General features: G+C 53.2%; 14 protein-coding genes and 4 tRNA genes. 3 read left to right on the forward strand and 15 right to left on the reverse strand.

Translation table 11 applies throughout. The features are described 5' to 3' along the window. Window positions 1–181: 181 nt before the first annotated feature. Window positions 182–1,105, forward strand: coding sequence for a histone deacetylase family protein (locus tag QKW35_RS00930; RefSeq protein WP_282350197.1), 924 nt, complete (start codon window positions 182–184; stop codon window positions 1,103–1,105). Window positions 1,106–1,202: 97 nt separating this feature from the next. Here the strand turns inward: QKW35_RS00930 and QKW35_RS00935 are convergent, their stop codons facing one another. From QKW35_RS00935 to QKW35_RS01000, 14 genes are all read right to left on the reverse strand, one after another. Next, window positions 1,203–2,504, reverse strand: coding sequence for a sodium ion-translocating decarboxylase subunit beta (locus QKW35_RS00935; RefSeq protein ID WP_282350198.1), 1,302 nt, complete (start codon window positions 2,502–2,504; stop codon window positions 1,203–1,205). Window positions 2,505–2,517: 13 nt separating this feature from the next. Further along, window positions 2,518–4,302: a sodium-extruding oxaloacetate decarboxylase subunit alpha gene (gene oadA / locus QKW35_RS00940; protein ID WP_282350200.1), complete on the reverse strand. Its 1,785-nt coding sequence runs from the start codon at window positions 4,300–4,302 to the stop codon at window positions 2,518–2,520. 54 nt (window positions 4,303–4,356) lie between these two features. Further along, complete coding sequence (locus tag QKW35_RS00945) at window positions 4,357–4,602, reverse strand: OadG family protein (protein WP_282350201.1); 246 nt, start codon at window positions 4,600–4,602, stop codon at window positions 4,357–4,359. Window positions 4,603–4,867: 265 nt separating this feature from the next. Beyond that, window positions 4,868–6,328: a tRNA uracil 4-sulfurtransferase ThiI gene (gene thiI / locus QKW35_RS00950; RefSeq protein ID WP_282350203.1), complete on the reverse strand. Its 1,461-nt coding sequence runs from the start codon at window positions 6,326–6,328 to the stop codon at window positions 4,868–4,870. A gap of 76 nt (window positions 6,329–6,404) precedes the next feature. Beyond that, window positions 6,405–6,481: transfer RNA gene (locus QKW35_RS00955), tRNA-Arg, on the reverse strand. A 42-nt stretch (window positions 6,482–6,523) separates the two neighbouring features. Then, window positions 6,524–6,600 (reverse strand) — tRNA-Arg (locus QKW35_RS00960). A gap of 25 nt (window positions 6,601–6,625) precedes the next feature. After that, a tRNA-Arg gene (locus tag QKW35_RS00965) sits at window positions 6,626–6,702 on the reverse strand. Between the two features lie 3 nt (window positions 6,703–6,705). Continuing rightward, window positions 6,706–6,793 (reverse strand) — tRNA-Ser (locus QKW35_RS00970). Between the two features lie 60 nt (window positions 6,794–6,853). Further along, window positions 6,854–7,042 (reverse strand): carbon storage regulator CsrA, encoded by a 189-nt coding sequence (gene csrA, locus QKW35_RS00975; RefSeq protein ID WP_193951617.1) that lies wholly within the window; start codon window positions 7,040–7,042, stop codon window positions 6,854–6,856. 144 nt (window positions 7,043–7,186) lie between these two features. After that, window positions 7,187–8,422 (reverse strand): aspartate kinase, encoded by a 1,236-nt coding sequence (locus QKW35_RS00980; RefSeq protein ID WP_282350205.1) that lies wholly within the window; start codon window positions 8,420–8,422, stop codon window positions 7,187–7,189. Between the two features lie 45 nt (window positions 8,423–8,467). Further along, window positions 8,468–11,062, reverse strand: coding sequence for an alanine--tRNA ligase (gene alaS, locus QKW35_RS00985; RefSeq protein WP_282350396.1), 2,595 nt, complete (start codon window positions 11,060–11,062; stop codon window positions 8,468–8,470). Between the two features lie 250 nt (window positions 11,063–11,312). Further along, window positions 11,313–11,771: a regulatory protein RecX gene (locus tag QKW35_RS00990; protein ID WP_282350206.1), complete on the reverse strand. Its 459-nt coding sequence runs from the start codon at window positions 11,769–11,771 to the stop codon at window positions 11,313–11,315. 89 nt (window positions 11,772–11,860) lie between these two features. Further along, entirely contained in the window at window positions 11,861–12,904 is a 1,044-nt protein-coding gene (gene recA, locus QKW35_RS00995; RefSeq protein ID WP_282350207.1) for a recombinase RecA, read from the reverse strand. Between the two features lie 83 nt (window positions 12,905–12,987). Further along, the gene (locus tag QKW35_RS01000) at window positions 12,988–13,473 is read right to left on the reverse strand and encodes a CinA family protein (protein ID WP_282350209.1); all 486 of its coding nucleotides are present in this window, start codon (window positions 13,471–13,473) and stop codon (window positions 12,988–12,990) included. A 121-nt stretch (window positions 13,474–13,594) separates the two neighbouring features. On the opposite strand from QKW35_RS01000, the gene mutS reads away from it, so the two are divergent. Further along, window positions 13,595–16,144, forward strand: a complete 2,550-nt coding sequence (gene mutS, locus QKW35_RS01005) for a DNA mismatch repair protein MutS (protein ID WP_425607980.1) — start codon at window positions 13,595–13,597, stop codon at window positions 16,142–16,144. A gap of 88 nt (window positions 16,145–16,232) precedes the next feature. Next, window positions 16,233–16,556, forward strand: a complete 324-nt coding sequence (fdxA, locus tag QKW35_RS01010; RefSeq protein ID WP_282350212.1) for a ferredoxin FdxA — start codon at window positions 16,233–16,235, stop codon at window positions 16,554–16,556. Window positions 16,557–16,641: 85 nt separating this feature from the next. Here fdxA and rpoS read toward each other — a convergent pair whose 3' ends face one another. Further along, entirely contained in the window at window positions 16,642–17,676 is a 1,035-nt protein-coding gene (gene rpoS, locus QKW35_RS01015) for an RNA polymerase sigma factor RpoS (protein ID WP_282350213.1), read from the reverse strand. Between the last annotated feature and the right edge of the window lie 17 nt (window positions 17,677–17,693).

Below are 17,693 nucleotides of genomic sequence, written 5' to 3' on the forward strand. Positions count from 1 at the left end.
GCGGTGCCAAGACAGTTCTATGCTGTAAAAACTATGCTAACGATTAAGCCGCCAAAATCTAATGATATAGGTCAAAAAAAGCACAGCATTCCAACACTACCCGTAAATTAAGACGTTTGGATAAGGACAGCCAGCTACCCTTTTCTTTAAACTGAAGAAAAAGAGCAAAAAAAGAAAGACAATGACCACTGCATTTATCTCCCACGAGGATTGTGGGCTGCACAACATGGGCCCGGAACATCCCGAAGCACCGGTACGCTTACTCGCGATCCGCAAGGTACTGGAAAAAACCGGTTTGATTGAAGAACTGGATCAACACCAGTCGGTCCATGTTACAGCCGAGCAGGTCAAATTGGCCCATGCCGAACTGCATCAGAAACGCCTTGAAATGAAACTGCCGGAACAAGGTATTTTCTGGGCAGATGAAGATACAGCGCTATGCCCGGATTCACTTCATGCAGCAAGCCTTGCCGCGGGCTCTGGCATCCTCGCCGTTAATAGGGTGCTTGAGGGCAAAGCTCGAAATGCGTTTTGCTCGGTCCGCCCCCCTGGCCACCACGCAGAGCATAATATCCCGATGGGATTTTGCTTCTACAACAATATCGCCATTGCCGCGATACATGCGCTGCAACAACCGGGTATTGAGCGCGTGGCAATCGTAGACTTCGATGTACATCACGGTAACGGCACAGTGGACATCTTCAAGGACCGGCCTGAAGTCCTGGTCTGCTCAAGTTTTCAACACCCGTTTTATCCGGAGCGCTATAGCGAAATTACACGCGACCACATCATCAACTGCCCTATGGAAGCTCATTCCGGCAGCCTGGTGTTCCGCAATCTGGTTGAGGGGAAATGGCTACCAGCCATCCAGGCGCACAAGCCCGACATGATCTTTATCTCCGCAGGCTTCGACGCACACCACGAAGATCCGATGGCCGACATCAAACTCGACGAGGAAGATTATCGCTGGGTAACCAGCTTGTTGGCCGACAGCGCCCGTACATATTCACAGAACCGTATCGTATCCATGCTCGAAGGCGGTTATAACCCGGTTTCACTGGCATTCAGTGTACAGGCCCACCTTGAGGTACTGGCTGGCTACTAAGGCCTAGACTTTAGCACGGCAAAGCCAAACCCGCCGAACATGCACAAAAAAAGCTGCCCAAGGGCAGCTTTTTTTGTTTACAGATGCGTCGGAAAGATCAGCTTACAAACTTGATCATTACACCTGCAGCAACTGCGGAGCCAATAACACCGGCAACGTTTGGACCCATTGCATGCATCAACAGGAAGTTCTGAGCATTTGCTTCAAGACCAATCTTGTTGGACACACGCGCCGCCATAGGTACCGCGGATACACCAGCAGAACCGATCAGCGGGTTGATGGAATTACCACCAGCCAGCTTGTTCATCAGTTTCGCCATCAGTACACCACACGCTGTACCAATACCAAACGCAACAACACCCAGCAACAGGATACCCAAAGTCTGCATATCCAGGAACTTGTCAGCGGACAGCTTGGAACCGACTGACAAACCAAGGAAGATGGTTACGATGTTGATCAGTGCATTCTGAGCAGTATCGCTCAGACGATCCACCACACCACACTCACGCATCAGGTTACCGAAGCAGAACATACCCAGCAGTGGCGCCGCATCTGGCAGCAACAGAGCAACCAGAATCAACAACACGATTGGGAACATGATCTTCTCAACCTTAGGTACATGACGCAGCTGATGCATTGCGATCTTACGCTCAGCATCGGTGGTCAACGCCTTCATAATAGGCGGCTGAATCAGCGGAACAAGCGCCATGTATGAGTATGCCGCCACTGCAATCGCCCCCAACAGATGAGGCGCCAGCAAGCTGGTCACATAGATCGCAGTTGGACCGTCAGCACCACCAATGATACCGATCGCCGCTGCTTCCTGGATGTTGAAATCCATCACGCCAATAGCGGACAGACCTACAGCACCAAGTACAGTAGCGAAGATGCCAAACTGAGCAGCGGCCCCCAGGAACAATGTCTTAGGGTTTGCCAACAGAGGACCAAAGTCGGTCATCGCACCAACACCCATAAAGATGAGTAGAGGTGCCGCGCCTGAAGCAATCGCAACGGTGTAGAAGTTGTACAGCATACCGTTGCCATACCCACCATCCAAGGCTGCATTAACCGCATCCGTGTGTGCAGCGGCCGTCGCATTATGATAGGCATGCAGAAGGTCGTGAGGGTCGGTGCTGGTGATAGACAGAGCCTGTGCCAGTGTCTGCATTACTTCAGGTTTAGCAAAGTGCACGGCGTTTTCCACTGCAGAGTACGCAAGCCCCGCTTCAGGAATGTTTGCCATGATACCGCCAAAACCGATCGGAACGAGCAGCAGCGGTTCGAAATTCTTCCGGATAGCCAGAAACAGAAGTAACAGACCGACCAGAATCATTACGAACTGACCACCGGAAATGTTATATATGCCGGAGGCTGTCAGCAGTTCGATTAGCTTTTCCATGTATTCGTAACCCTTACGCCAGTGTCAGCAGGCTATCGCCAACCTGTATAGCATCGCCTTCTTTAACATCAACAGAAACGACTGTACCAGCGCGTGCTGCACGGACTTCAGTTTCCATCTTCATCGCTTCCAGGATCACAAGAACATCGCCTTCCTGTACTGCCTGACCTGCAGATACCTGAACTTTCCAGATATTACCCGCCAGCGGTGCTGGAACAGATTCTGCGTCACCTGCTGGCGCTGCAGCCGGCGCAGCCGCTGGTGCCGCAGCAGGAGCAACAGCGGTGATATCGCCACCCTCTGCTACCTGTACTACGTAGTTCTGGCCGTTAACAGTGATGGTGTAAACTTCTGGTCCGGATTTCTTAGGTGCAGCCATTGCTTGTGCGTCCTCTAGTGTCGGTGCCGGTTCAAATGCGTCAGGATTACCGCGGTTTTCAAGGAATTTCAGACCTACCTGTGGGAACAGGGCATAAGTCAGAACGTCGTCAATCTCGTTCTCACCAGTGGTCAGGCTGATACCTTTCTCGGAAGCCAGACCCTTCAGTTCCTCTACCAGTTTGTCCAGTTCTGGTTCCAGCAGGTCTGCCGGACGACAGGTGATCGCTTCACCACCGTCCAGTACACGCGCCTGCAGCTCGGCGTTGTATGGCGCAGGAGCAGCACCGTACTCACCTTTCAGAACACCCTGAACTTCTTTAGAGATAGTTTTGTAGCGCTCGCCCATCAGAACGTTGATTACCGCTTGGGTACCCACGATCTGAGATGTTGGCGTTACCAGTGGGATCATACCCAGATCTTCACGCACACGTGGGATCTCAGCCAGTACGTCATCGAACTTGTCGGATGCGTTCTGTTCGCGCAACTGGTTTTCCATGTTGGTCAGCATCCCACCTGGCACCTGGGCAACCAGGATGCGGGAGTCTGTACCACGCAGAGAACCTTCAAACTTCGCATATTTCTTACGTACTTCACGGAAGTAAGCCGCGATCTCTTCCAGTGCCAGCAGATCCAGGCCGGTGTCACGATCGGTGCCAGCCAGCGCAGCCACTACAGACTCAGTTGCAGTGTGGCCGTAAGTCATAGACATGGAGGAGATTGCAGTGTCAACGCGGTCGATACCCGCTTCTACCGCCTTCAGGATAGTCATGTCAGACAAGCCGGAAGTCGCGTGTGCATGCAGCTGAACTTCCAGGTCGGTCTGAGCTTTCAGACGGGAGATCAGGTCGAAGCCATCGTAAGGCGTCAGGATACCGGACATGTCCTTAATTACGATGGAGTCAGCGCCCATATCTTCCAGGGTTTTTGCGTATGCAACCCAGGTATCATTGGTGTGTACAGGGCTCTTGGTGTAAGAGATAGTACCCTGGGCGTGCTTACCGGTACCCTTCACTGCTTTGATTGCAGTTTCCAGGTTTCGCGGGTCATTCATTGCGTCGAAGATACGGAAAACGTCAACACCGTTGGTTGCAGCACGTTCACAGAACTTGTTTACAACGTCATCAGCGTAGTGACGGTAACCCAGCAGGTTCTGACCACGCAGCAGCATCTGCTGTTTGGTGTTTGGCATCGCCTGTTTCAGCAGACGAATACGCTCCCACGGGTCTTCACCGATAAAACGGATGCAGGAGTCAAAAGTCGCACCGCCCCAACTTTCGAGGGACCAGTAGCCTACTTTATCCAGCTTTTCCGCGATCGGCAGCATGTCTTCAACTCGCATACGAGTAGCAAACAGAGACTGATGGGCGTCACGTAGTACTACATCGGTAATGCCAAGAGGTTTCTTTGCGTCGGACATGGGTAATGGCCTTCTGTCGATTAATGCAGGTTATTCTTTATTAAGCCGCTCTTATTAGTTTGAACGGTGTTTGTGAACCGCAGCGGTCATAACTGCGATCAGCTCGTCATTGTTGCTTGCGCCAGCAGCAGGAGCTGCTTTTGCTTTCGCCTTTGCCGGCTTAGGCGGCTGTTCAGGCGCAACTTTGGCAAGCACTTTGGTCATCACACTAACGGCGAAAACCAGCAGCGTCAGGAAAACAGCTACGAATCCCATACCGAAGACCATCAGGTTGAGGCCTTCTGAGACGAGGTTATCCATCTAAGGGTGCTCCTTTGTTTAACGAAACCCACGCTATGCAGGTTATTTTTCCCTCCGAAAGATCATCCCGGAGGCCCTACAAACAGCGCTTAAACTGGTTGCAAATGGACCACAATTAAACCCGAAAAGTATAATGCAGGCAACCAAAACGGGGGGCCATTGTAGACAAAAGATCGCAACTTTTCAGCGCATTAGCGACATTTTCTGGAAAAATCTTGACCTTTGTCCACAAGTTGTAAAAGGAGATACCCTTCGGCCTGCACCATTACTGCACAACCGGGCGGAACACCTTAATATTCTGGTAACCGCTGTCCTGTAGCTGCTGGGCGTGCATTTGACTCATCACACCCTTCTCACAATACAACAGGTATTCTTTGTCGGAGGCCAGGGATTCAACTTTAGAACCCAGGCTATAGAATGGAATTGCCAACACTTCACAGCCTGGCATATTAAGCGGCTTCTTCTCCTGCTCATGTGGCGCACGGATATCAATAATCACCTGGTTTTCAGACACCTTGCTTAGCGCCTCAACTTTCGCGTGACTATTCACATCTTCGACAATGTCATGGATAGAGATAATCTGAGCCGCCTGCAGTGCCTTCTCCAACACCTCATCGTCGAAGTTGGCTTCCTCTTCCTCCACGCGATCGATCTTGGCGTGTGTAGTCGGACGGTCAGAGATCACACCGCAGTACTCCGGCATGCATTTGGCGAAATCGTAGGTACCGATATCCATCGCCACATCGATAATGTCCTGCTTATCCATCACAACCAGTGGACGCACCACCAACTTATCCGTCGCCGCGTCAATCAACGCCAGGTTGGGCAGGGTCTGGCTGGACACCTGCGCGATACTCTCGCCCGTAACCAGCGCCTCGATCTTCATGCGATTGGCAACCTGCTCACCGGCACGCATCATCATACGCTTGAGCACCACCCCCATGTGCGAGTGATGCACGCTCTGCAGAATCTCACCGACAACCTCCTCAAACGGCACGGTGACAAACTTCACGCGAGAAGAGGACCCGAACTTCTGCCACAGGTATAGCGCGACCTGTTTCACACCAATCTCGTGAGCCGCGCCGCCGAGGTTAAAAAACAGGAAATGCGTTTTGCAGCCGCGACGCATGGTCATATAACTGGCAACCACGGAATCAAAGCCGCCGGAGATCAGTGACAGTACTTCTTGTTGACTGCCCAGCGGGTAGCCACCCAAACCTTTAAAGGTTTCCTGAACGATAAACAGCTTCTGGTCTTTGATCTCCAGATCCACCCAAACGTCAGGGTTGTGGACATCAACGCCCGCTGCTTCGGTGTGCTCACGCAGGCCACCACCGACGTACCGCTCCAACTCAGGGGATTTAAAGTCATGCGTACCGGAACGCTTAACACGCACCTTGAAGGTTTTGCCTTTGATACGATCTGCATAGGCGTCACGCGTCAGCTGGAAGACATTGTCGAAGTCGCCCAGCGGGAACTCCTGTACTTCGATGAAGTGCGCAACGCCCGGCGTACGTTTCAGTTCGTCGATGATCAGATCACGCATCTCTGCACTGTTGTCATCCAGAGAAATCTCGACCTTATCCCAGAAGCCCTGCACACGAATCTCTTCACTGGTGCGCTTCAGGATATTGTGAATATTGGATTGCAGCCGTTGAATCATCCGCTTACGGACAGGACGGCTTTTAATGGTGATCTCAGGAAAGAGTTTCGCAATGAACTTCATCGATGTAATGCCCAACGAGGTAAAAAATCAGATGCGGGATTATAAAGTGTTCGAGCAGGGGAATACAGAAGAGGAGTGGCGCGCCCGAGAGGATTCGAACCTCTGACCGCCTGGTTCGTAGCCAGGTACTCTATCCAGCTGAGCTACGGGCGCGCAGTGTGCACTTAGTAAATTACATTGTGCTGATCTTTAAGGTGGCGCGCCCGAGAGGATTCGAACCTCTGACCGCCTGGTTCGTAGCCAGGTACTCTATCCAGCTGAGCTACGGGCGCATACCCTAAAGTGTGTTGTTTTAAGTGGCGCGCCCGAGAGGATTCGAACCTCTGACCGCCTGGTTCGTAGCCAGGTACTCTATCCAGCTGAGCTACGGGCGCAAATGGCGGTGAGCGAGGGATTCGAACCCTCGATACCTTGCGGTATACGCCCTTAGCAGGGGCGCGCCTTCAGCCACTCGGCCAGCTCACCTAAACAACGGCGCGAACTATACCTTGCTGATTTTTAAAAGGAAAGCTTTTTTTGAAAAAATTATTCTTTGTTTCCTTCATCGGCTTTTTCGCGCTGGATGCGCTGATAGATTTCTTCGCGATGAACGGATACATCCTTAGGTGCATTCACACCAATGCGAACCTGGTTGCCTTTAACACCGAGAACAGTAACGGTAACTTCGTCACCAACCATGAGGGTTTCGCCGACGCGACGGGTAAGAATTAACATGTGTAGAATCTCCTTAAATCATCCTGTTTCTCAGGGCTCCGGGTACGAGTCCTGATAGGAATTCGAGTGACATCTCGTCCAACTCCTTGCCACACGAACACCTAGTAGAGGAGTTGCTGCATCTAAATATAGACCAGCAACATCTTATTCGCTTACAACATCCGCCTTATCCAGATCAAAGGTAGAGTGCAAAGCGCGGACTGCAAGCTCCAGATATTTCTCCGCGATTACCACGGATACTTTAATCTCGGACGTCGAGATCATCTGAATATTGATGTTTTCCGCTGCCAGGGCATCAAACATTTTGCTGGCGACACCCGCATGCGAACGCATGCCCACACCAACAATCGAAACTTTTGCGATCTTACTGTCACCGACCACTTCCCGCGCGCCCAGCTCTGCTGCCACTTTCTGCAACACAGCCTCAGCCGCCTGATAGTCGTTACGGTGCACGGTAAAGGTAAAATCGGTTGTCTTATCAGCCGCAACGTTCTGGACGATGATGTCCACTTCGATATTCTCACGGCTGACAGGCCCCAGAATGCGCGAGGCGACGCCCGGCACATCCGGCACACCCACGACAGTCAGTTTGGCTTCGTCACGGTTAAATGCGATGCCAGAGATAACTGGTTTTTCCACAGTATCTTCATCCTCTATGCTAATCAGGGTTCCCGGGCCGTCCTGAAAACTGGACAGCACCCTGAGGGGCACCTTGTACTTACCAGCAAATTCGACGGCACGAATCTGCAACACCTTTGAACCCAGACTGGCCATCTCCAACATCTCTTCAAAGGTGATCTTGTCCAAACGTTGCGCGGCATCCACTACACGCGGGTCCGTGGTGTATACGCCATCTACATCGGTGTAGATCTGACATTCATCCGCACGCAGCGCTGCTGCCAGCGCGACCCCCGTCGTATCGGAACCACCGCGCCCCAACGTGGTGATATTGCCGTTACCGTCGATCCCCTGGAAGCCGGCAACCACAACCACACGTCCAGCATTGAGGTCATCGCGCATGGATTCCACTTCAATGTCCTGGATTCGCGCTTTGGTGTGCGCACTGTCAGTCAGGATCTTAACCTGACTACCGGTGTAGGAACGCGCCGCAATACCACGCTTGCTCAATGCCATACTGAGCAGGGCGATCGTCACCTGCTCGCCGGTAGACACCAACACATCCATCTCACGCGGGTTAGGTGTTTCCTGAATATCTTTTGCCAGACCGATCAGACGGTTGGTCTCACCACTCATTGCGGACACCACCACGACGATGTCGTGTCCTTCCGCTCGAAAACGGGCCACTTTATCGGCGACCGCCTCGATGCGCTCGACGCTACCTACCGAGGTACCGCCGTACTTTTGTACATAGAGTGCCATAGTGTACGTTTCCTCTCAGGCGTCTGCCTGTAGCCGGTCAGCTGCTCACAGAGCAGCGTCCACCAATCCGCTTACAGATTCGAGCGCTGCAGGCAGTGCAGCGACGTCGGTACCACCACCCTGAGCAAAGTCAGGACGACCGCCACCTTTACCGCCCAGCTTAGCTGTCAGCTCACGCACCAGATCACCGGCCTTAACCTGCTTACTCAGGTCCTTGGTTACACCCGCAGCGAGGCTGATCTTGCCGTCAGCCTCGGTCGCCAATACAACAACACCGTTGCCCAGCTTATTCTTCAGCTGATCGATGGTATCGCGCAGTGCCTTCGGCTCAACACCGTCCAGCTTAGCGGCCAGAACCTTAGCGCCTTTAACGTCAACCGCATTGCTTAACAGGTCGGAACCCTGTGCTGCAGCCAGTTTAGATTTCAGCTGTGCCAGCTCTTTCTCCAGCTGACGGTTACGCTCAGCCAGATCTTCAACTTTATCCACAACATTCTCACGGGAGCCTTTCAGTAGCGCAGAGATCTGCGCCAGCTTACGGTCAGCCTCATCGGCCCAAGCTGCCGCTGCTTCACCTGTCACCGCTTCGATACGACGTACACCGGCGGAAATACCGCCTTCAGAAGTGATCTTAAACAGGCCGATATCACCGCTACGCTTAACGTGGGTACCACCACACAGCTCCACGGAAAATTTGCCACCCATAGACAGTACACGCACAACGTCGTCGTACTTCTCGCCAAACAGGGCTGCCGCACCTTTAGACTTCGCCTCCTCAATCGGCATGATCTCGGTAACGGTTTCACTGTTCAGGCGGATCTGTTCGTTGACGATCGCTTCTACCTGCTGCAACTGCTCACCAGTGACCGCTTCAAAGTGGGAGAAGTCGAAACGCAGACGTTCAGGGTCGTTCAGGGAACCTTTCTGCTGCACGTGGTCACCGAGAACAATACGCAACGCCTCATGCAGCAGGTGGGTCGCGGAGTGGTTCAGCGCAGTCGCCTGACGCTTCGCCTTATTTACTTCACCGGCAACAGTATCACCGACCTTCAGCACACCTTCAGATACCTGACCGTGGTGCAGGTGGTTCTTGGATTCTTTGGTGCAGTTGGTAACGTCGAACTGACCGCGATCCCAACGCAGCACACCGGTATCGCCGACCTGACCACCGGACTCAGCGTAAAATGCGGTGTTTTCCAGAACCACCACACCGGACTCACCGGCGGACAGTTGATTAACCGCTTCACCCTCTTTAAACAGGGCAATAACCTTAGAGGAATCTTCCAGTGCGTCGTAACCGTTGAACTGGGTTTCGCCCTCCAGGTCCAGCTTGTCGTTGTAATCAACGCTGAAGGTACCGGATGCACGGGCGCGCTCGCGTTGTGCCTCCATCGCTGCCTCGAAACCTTCCATATCGATGGTCAGTTCGTTTTCACGAGCAACGTCTGCTGTCAGGTCAACCGGGAAACCGTAGGTGTCATACAGTTTGAATACGGTGTCGCCGGAGATAACTTTACCTTCCAGGTTATCCATCGCTTCTTTCAACAGGCTCATGCCGTTGTCCAGCGTCTTCGCGAACTGCTGCTCTTCTTTCAGCAGCACACGTTCGATCTGATCCTGAGCTTTAACCAGCTCTGGGTATGCTTCACCCATCTCGGCCACCAGCGCAGCCACCAACTGGTTGAAGAATGGACCTTTTGCACCCAGCTTGTTGCCGTGACGGATCGCACGACGAATGATACGACGCAGAACATAACCACGGCCTTCATTGGACGGTAGCACACCGTCGGTAATCAGGAAGGAGCAGGAACGGATGTGGTCTGCGATAACGCGCAGGGACTTGTTATCCATATCGCTGGAACCAACCGCCGCAGCCGTTGCTTTCAGCAGGTTCTGGAACAGGTCGATTTCGTAGTTGGAATGCACGTTCTGCATTACGGCAGCTATACGCTCCAGACCCATTCCCGTATCTACAGACGGTTTCGGCAGTGGTGTCATCTCGCCGTCTGCAGAACGGTTGTACTGCATGAATACAACGTTCCAGATCTCAATGTAACGGTCGCCGTCTTCATCTGGACTACCCGGAGGACCACCCGCAACCTCTTCACCGTGGTCAAAGAAAATTTCGGTACATGGGCCACACGGACCGGTATCGCCCATGGACCAGAAGTTATCTTCATCCAATTTAGAGAAGCGCTCAGGATCGACACCGATCTCCTCTTTCCAGATCTTCTCTGCTTCGTCATCAGAGTGGTGCACGGTAATCCAGAGGCGCTCTTTTGGCAGACCCAGTGTTTCAGTCAGAAAGCCCCAGGCAAAACCGATCGCTTCGCGCTTGAAGTAGTCACCGAAGGAGAAGTTACCCAGCATTTCGAAGAACGTGTGGTGACGCGCGGTGTAACCTACGTTTTCCAGGTCGTTGTGCTTACCGCCCGCACGTACACAGCGCTGTGAGGTGGTCGCTCGGGTGTAGGCACGCTTCTCATCACCCAGGAAAACATCCTTAAACTGAACCATACCGGCGTTGGTAAACATCAGCGTCGGATCGTTTCCAGGGATCAACGGGCTGCTGGATACAACCTGATGGCCGTTCTGTGCAAAGTAGTCCAGGAAAGCCTGGCGAATTTCAGCGCTTGTCATGTATTTCATAGGGAAACCGTATGCGTGTCCGTTCTGTTTGGGCAACTAGATAATAAAGCAGCAGTGTTAAATTGCTGCATACAGGACTTGCCCACTCACCAAAAATGGCGGAACAGTATATAACGTGAGTGAAAATTGTACGACTATTTTTGAACGCCCAGCAGCGCCCAACCCCTTAGCCAACGCCCGTGGCAGCGCAATGGAAGGAAGAAAAAGAGAGAATGTCTTGTGGGAAGGTAATAATGACGACTTACTCGTCATTTTCACCGTTGTAATCGATAGCAGCCCTCGCCTCATCCATAGAGAATCCTCGCTGCAATAGATAACGCATCTGTTTACCAAATACCTTGTAGTCACCGGCAGGAGGCTCGCGGAAACGGCGCCCCCAGGCTTCTCGCGCCAACTCAAACCAGTCCGGCTCCAGCTCGTCCAGCGCCTTGTGCAGCAAATGCTCCGGAATCTTTTTCTGCTTCAGGTCAAAGCTGATGCGCATCAGCCCATAGCATTGGGAGATTTTGTTGCGTACAAATACCTCAACAAACCGCTCGTCACTGAGATAACCGGCCTCCTCCATCTCATCCAGCACCTGCTCCACGTCATTTGACGCATATTTGCGGGCATACTTCTGCTCCAGCTCCTGGCGGCAGTATTCACGCCGTGCCAGCAAACGCAACACAGCGTTTTTTATCTCCTGTTGTTTATCTTCCATAGTGCCTCCCAATGAAATGCGCCATAAACAGAAAAGGCCTCATACGAGGCCTTTGCAAAAGATAAGTGGAGCTATGTTCCCCACAAGGATCAGTTCAGATCCAGCTGTTCACTGGACTCTTTTTCTTCCTCTTTCGCCACCGGTGCAGACGTCAGCAACTGGTTGCGAATCTCGGACTCGATCTCTTGCGCCACTTCTGGATGCTCTTCCAGATAGTTGGCAGCATTCGCCTTACCCTGACCGATCTTGTTGCCCTGATAGGCATACCATGCACCGGACTTGTCGATCAGGCCCTGCTTAACCCCCAGATCGATCACTTCACCCATGTGGTAAATACCCTGGCCGTACATGATCTGGAACTCTGCCTGCTTGAACGGTGGCGATACTTTGTTCTTCACAACCTTAACGCGGGTTTCGTTACCGACCACTTCGTCGCCCTGCTTGATCGCACCGGTACGGCGAATATCCAGACGGACAGAGGAGTAGAATTTCAGCGCGTTACCACCGGTTGTGGTTTCCGGGTTACCGAACATCACACCAATCTTCATACGGATCTGGTTGATGAACACCAGCAGACAGTTCGCCTGTTTCACGCTACCGGTCAGCTTACGCAGTGCCTGAGACATCAAACGCGCCTGCAGACCCACGTGGGAATCACCCATATCACCTTCGATCTCAGCCTTAGGTGTCAGCGCCGCTACGGAGTCAACGATAATCACGTCTACCGCGTTGGAACGTACCAGCATGTCGGTAATTTCCAGTGCCTGTTCACCGGTATCCGGCTGGGACACCAGCAGACCATCAACATCAACGCCGAGCTTCTCAGCATAGATTGGGTCAAGCGCGTGTTCCGCATCGACAAAGGCACAGGTTTTACCCTGCTTCTGCGCTTCCGCGATAACCTGCAGCGTCAACGTGGTTTTACCGGAAGATTCCGGACCGTAGATCTCAACGATACGGCCGTATGGCAGACCACCAATACCCAGTGCGATATCCAGTGTCAGAGAGCCAGTGGAAACAGCTGGGATCGCCTCACGCGGCTGCTCACCCATACGCATCACTGCACCTTTACCAAACTGTCTTTCAATCTGAGAAAGCGCAGCATCAAGCGCCTTTTTACGATTTGCGTCCATCTTCAACCTAACCCGTTGCGTTGAAAAAAATACTGTATGTTTGGACAGTATTATTTCACAACTTTTTCGGAATGCAAGCGACTTCAGTTCAATTTATCCAACAACATTGCCAAGGCATAATCTACTGCCTGCTCACGTACCTGATGACGGTCTCCTTTAAACAAACGGGTTTCGGTAACTGCAGGCTCACCCTCCACAGCGACACCAAAACACACAGTCCCCACAGGCTTTTCTGTACTACCACCACCTGGCCCGGCGATGCCGCTAATGGCAATTGCGAGATCAGCACCTGCTTTTACGCGCGCCCCTTCGCACATTTCATCAACAACCTGCTCAGATACCGCCCCATATGTCAGCAATGTTTCCGGGGCTACTCCAAGCATCTTTTCCTTTAATTCGTTGCTGTAGGTCACAAAGCTACCGTTAAACCAGGCCGAGGAGCCCGCCAACTCCGTCAGATTCATCGCCACAGCCCCCCCCGTACAGGATTCAGCCGCTGTCACCGTCCAGCCACGCTGTTGCAAAGCATCCGCCAGTCTGGCCACTTTTTCCGCGATAGAACTCTGCATATTACCTCCGCTACGCATCCCTTTTTAATTCACGTACAATCGACCGATTAGCCGATTCAAGACCACTGATTTTAGCCTGATTATGACAAGCCAATCTCCCGCGTTTAAAAATCATACCCCAATGATGCAGCAGTATCTGCGCATAAAAGCGCAGCATCCGGACCAACTGGTTTTCTACCGCATGGGGGACTTCTATGAGCTCTTCTACGACGACGCTAAAAAAGCGGCACAACTGCTCGATATCTCCCTGACCGCCCGCGGCAAATCAGCCGGCGAGCCGATCCCAATGGCTGGCATCCCTTACCACGCCGCAGAAGGCTATGTGGCCAAAATCGTTCGCGCTGGTGAATCCGTAGTGATCTGCGAACAGGTGGGCGATCCGGCCACCAGTAAAGGACCTGTTGAGCGTGCAGTCGCCCGTATCGTAACGCCGGGCACCGTCAGTGATGAAGCGCTGCTGGACGAACAAAGCGATAACCTGCTGGTAGCGGTACACCAACAACAGGACAAATACGGCCTTGCCATTGTAGATATCAGCTCCGGCCGCTTCAGCCTGCTGGAGGTTGAAGGTGAAGAACCGTTATTGAGCGAGATAGAACGCCTGCGTCCGTCCGAACTCCTGTTCAGCGAAGAGGGATCACTTGGGCTCCTGCTGGCCGACAAGCGTGGATTGCGTCCTCAAGCACCGTGGCATTTCGAAGAGGAAACCGCTCTACGCCTCCTGTGTAAACAGTTCAGCGTGCAGGACCTGGGCGGCTTTGGCTGCGATCATCTGGAAATTGCTATCTGCGCCGCGGGTTGCCTGCTGCAATACGCCAAGGAAACCCAGCGCACCGAGCTGCCCCACATCCGGCGCATCCAGGTGGAAACCCGCAGCGACAGCGTGGTGCTGGATGCCGCCACCCGCAAAAACCTGGAACTGGATATCAACCTCAGCGGTGGTAAGGACAATACACTCGCATCGGTGCTGGATCGCTGCAAAACCCCGATGGGTAGCCGCCTGCTGCGCCGCTGGCTGAACCGCCCGCTGCGCAATCGTTCTGTTTTGCTGGCCCGTCAGGATGTTATCCGCTGGCAACGCGAGCAGTACCGCTTTGAAACCCTCCAGAGCTTACTGCGTCATATTGGTGACCTCGAGCGTATTCTGGCACGCATCGCCCTGCGCTCTGCCCGTCCGCGAGACCTGGAACGCCTCAAGAACTCGCTGGCAATCCTGCCGGAACTTCAGATCGTGTTATCCCACACCGATTCGGTCCGTAGCCAAGAGCTGGCGACGATGATCAGCGAGTTCCCACAGCTGGCCGAGCTGCTGCAACGTGCGGTGACCGAAAACCCACCGGTCGTGGTGCGAGACGGGGGCGTGATTGCCGAAGGCTACGATGCAGAACTTGACGAACTGCGCGGCCTGTCCGAAAACGCCGGCAACTACCTGATGGATCTGGAAACCCGTGAGCGCGAACGTACGGGCATCGCCACACTCAAGGTCGGCTACAACCGCGTGCACGGTTATTACATCGAAATTGGCCGCGCTAACTCCGATCAGGCACCTGCTGAATACATCCGCCGCCAGACCCTTAAGAATGCGGAACGCTTTATTACCCCAGAGCTGAAAGAGTTTGAAGACAAGGCGCTGTCCGCCAAGAGCCGTGCCCTGGCACGAGAAAAAGCGCTTTACGAAACCCTGGTGGAGACTATTGCAGAGCAACTGCCAGCCCTGCAGGACAGTGCAGCAGCCCTATCTGAACTGGACGTACTGAGCAACCTGACGGAACGTGCCGACACCCTGAATTACTGTGCGCCGGTATTGACCGAAGAAGCGCAACTGCAGATCCAGGGCGGCCGCCACCCAGTCGTGGAAAGCGTGCTGGACGAACCTTTTGTCTCCAATCAGCTGGCGCTGGACGAGTCCCGCCACATGCTGATCATTACCGGTCCAAACATGGGTGGTAAATCCACCTACATGCGCCAGGCTGCGCTAATCACTTTGCTGGCGCACATTGGTAGCTACGTGCCTGCAGACAGTGCAACCATCGGGATAGTCGATCGTATCTTTACTCGCATGGGTTCCTCCGATGACCTTGCTGGCGGCCGCTCCACCTTCATGGTTGAGATGACGGAAACCGCCAACATCCTGCATAACGCCACCGAGCGCAGCCTTGTCCTGATGGATGAGGTCGGCCGTGGCACCAGTACCTTTGACGGCCTCTCCCTGGCCTGGTCCTGTGCAGAATACCTGGCACAGCAAGTAAAAGCCTTTACCCTTTTTGCCACCCACTACTTTGAGCTCACCACCCTGCCCGACCAACTTCCCGGCGTACACAACGTGCACCTGACCGCTGTGGAACATAACGACCACATCGTGTTTATGCATGAAGTTCAGGAAGGACCCGCCAGTCAGAGTTACGGACTGCAAGTGGCACAGCTGGCCGGGGTTCCACAAAACGTTATCCAGTATGCGCGCGAGAAACTGGTGCACCTGGAACAGGATGCCAGCGGCAATCCTCAAACCATGACGGTCAGCACGCCGCCACCGCCGCCTCCGATGCAAAACGATATGTTTAATAGTGCACCACACCCAGTGGTCACCGAACTTGAAGCTGTCTCCCTCGATGATCTGACACCACGTCAGGCACTTGAGCTTCTTTACCAGCTGAAACAAAAACTTAGCTAATCCGGCATTTATCCACAGGGCGACACCTGCGTCGCCCTGTTTAAACCTCTTCTATACTGCAACCAACACCCCAATCGAGGCCTACCCCATGACATATGTTGTCACGGAGAGCTGTATCCGCTGCAAGTACACCGACTGCGTTGACGTCTGCCCAGTGGATTGTTTCTACGAAGGCCCCAACATGCTGGTTATTCACCCGGATGAGTGCATAGACTGCGGCCTGTGCGAACCGGAATGCCCGGTCAAAGCCATCATGCATGAGGATGAACTACCCGAGGATCAGTTGGACTTTCTTCAGATCAACGAGGAGATGGCCGAGCGCTGGCCAAATATTTATCAGGTAAAAGATGCACCACCGGACGCCGATGAATGGAAGGACGTGAAAGAAAAGCGCCACCTGCTAGAGAAGTAACCACGTCATAAACTAAAAACCCCGATGAGATCTCTCTCACCGGGGCTTGAAGGAGTTTTAATCAGCGCTTCTGGCAATTTCGACCTTACTGCAGCAGGTCCTCACCACTCAGACCGTTTTTCTCAACGATCTCTCGCAGCTTGCGTAGCGCTTCAACCTGAATCTGACGAACACGCTCACGCGTCAGGCCAATCTCGCTACCCACCTCTTCCAGTGTACTCATCTCGTAACCACGCAGGCCAAACCGGCGAGCCAATACTTCAGAGTGCTTCTCAGGTAGCATGGTCAGCCATTTGTCGAGGTTGCCGCTGATGTTGGTTTTCTGCAACAGGGTTTCCGGATCGGAACTGTCCTGATCAGGGATGGTATCCAACAGCGACTTGTCGGAATCCTGCCCCATCGGCGTATCCACGGAACTTACACGCTCGTTCAGTCCCAGCATACGCTCAACGTTTTCAACCGGCTTGTTAACCAGCTCTGCGATCTCTTCCGCAGATGGCTCATGGTCCAGTTTTTGAGCCAGCTCGCGGGCCGCACGCAGATATACGTTCAGCTCCTTAACAACATGAATAGGCAAACGGATCGTGCGCGTCTGGTTCATGATCGCACGCTCGATGGTCTGGCGGATCCACCAGGTTGCGTACGTAGAGAATCGGAAACCACGTTCCGGATCAAATTTCTCTACCGCACGAATAAGACCCAGGTTACCTTCTTCGATCAGGTCCAGAAGGGTAAGCCCACGATTGATGTAACGGCGAGCGATTTTAACCACCAGGCGCAGGTTACTTTCGATCATGCGCTGGCGTGAAGCCTCATCACCTTTCAGTGCACGGCGTGAATAGTAGACCTCTTCCTCTGCTGTAAGCAGCGGCGAGAAACCGATTTCGTTCAGGTAAAGCTGCGTTGCATCCAGAGTCTTTGCGTTAAGCAAATCGTTATGAGCAAGGCTACCCCGACCACGACCACTGGCAATGATCTCAGGAACCTTTTCTTCGTCTTCCTGCTCACTTTCTTCAGCGACATCTTCCGAAATGTCAGCAGTTGACTCATCGGTACCACCATCAACCTCAAGGTCTTTGGATGCGTTACTCTGCTCGTAGTCCTTATCTACTTTTTCCATTGCCAACCCCTTTGGTG

The sequence above is a fragment of the Pontibacterium granulatum genome (assembly GCF_029961155.1).
GTDB lineage: Bacteria > Pseudomonadota > Gammaproteobacteria > Pseudomonadales > Balneatricaceae > Pontibacterium > Pontibacterium granulatum.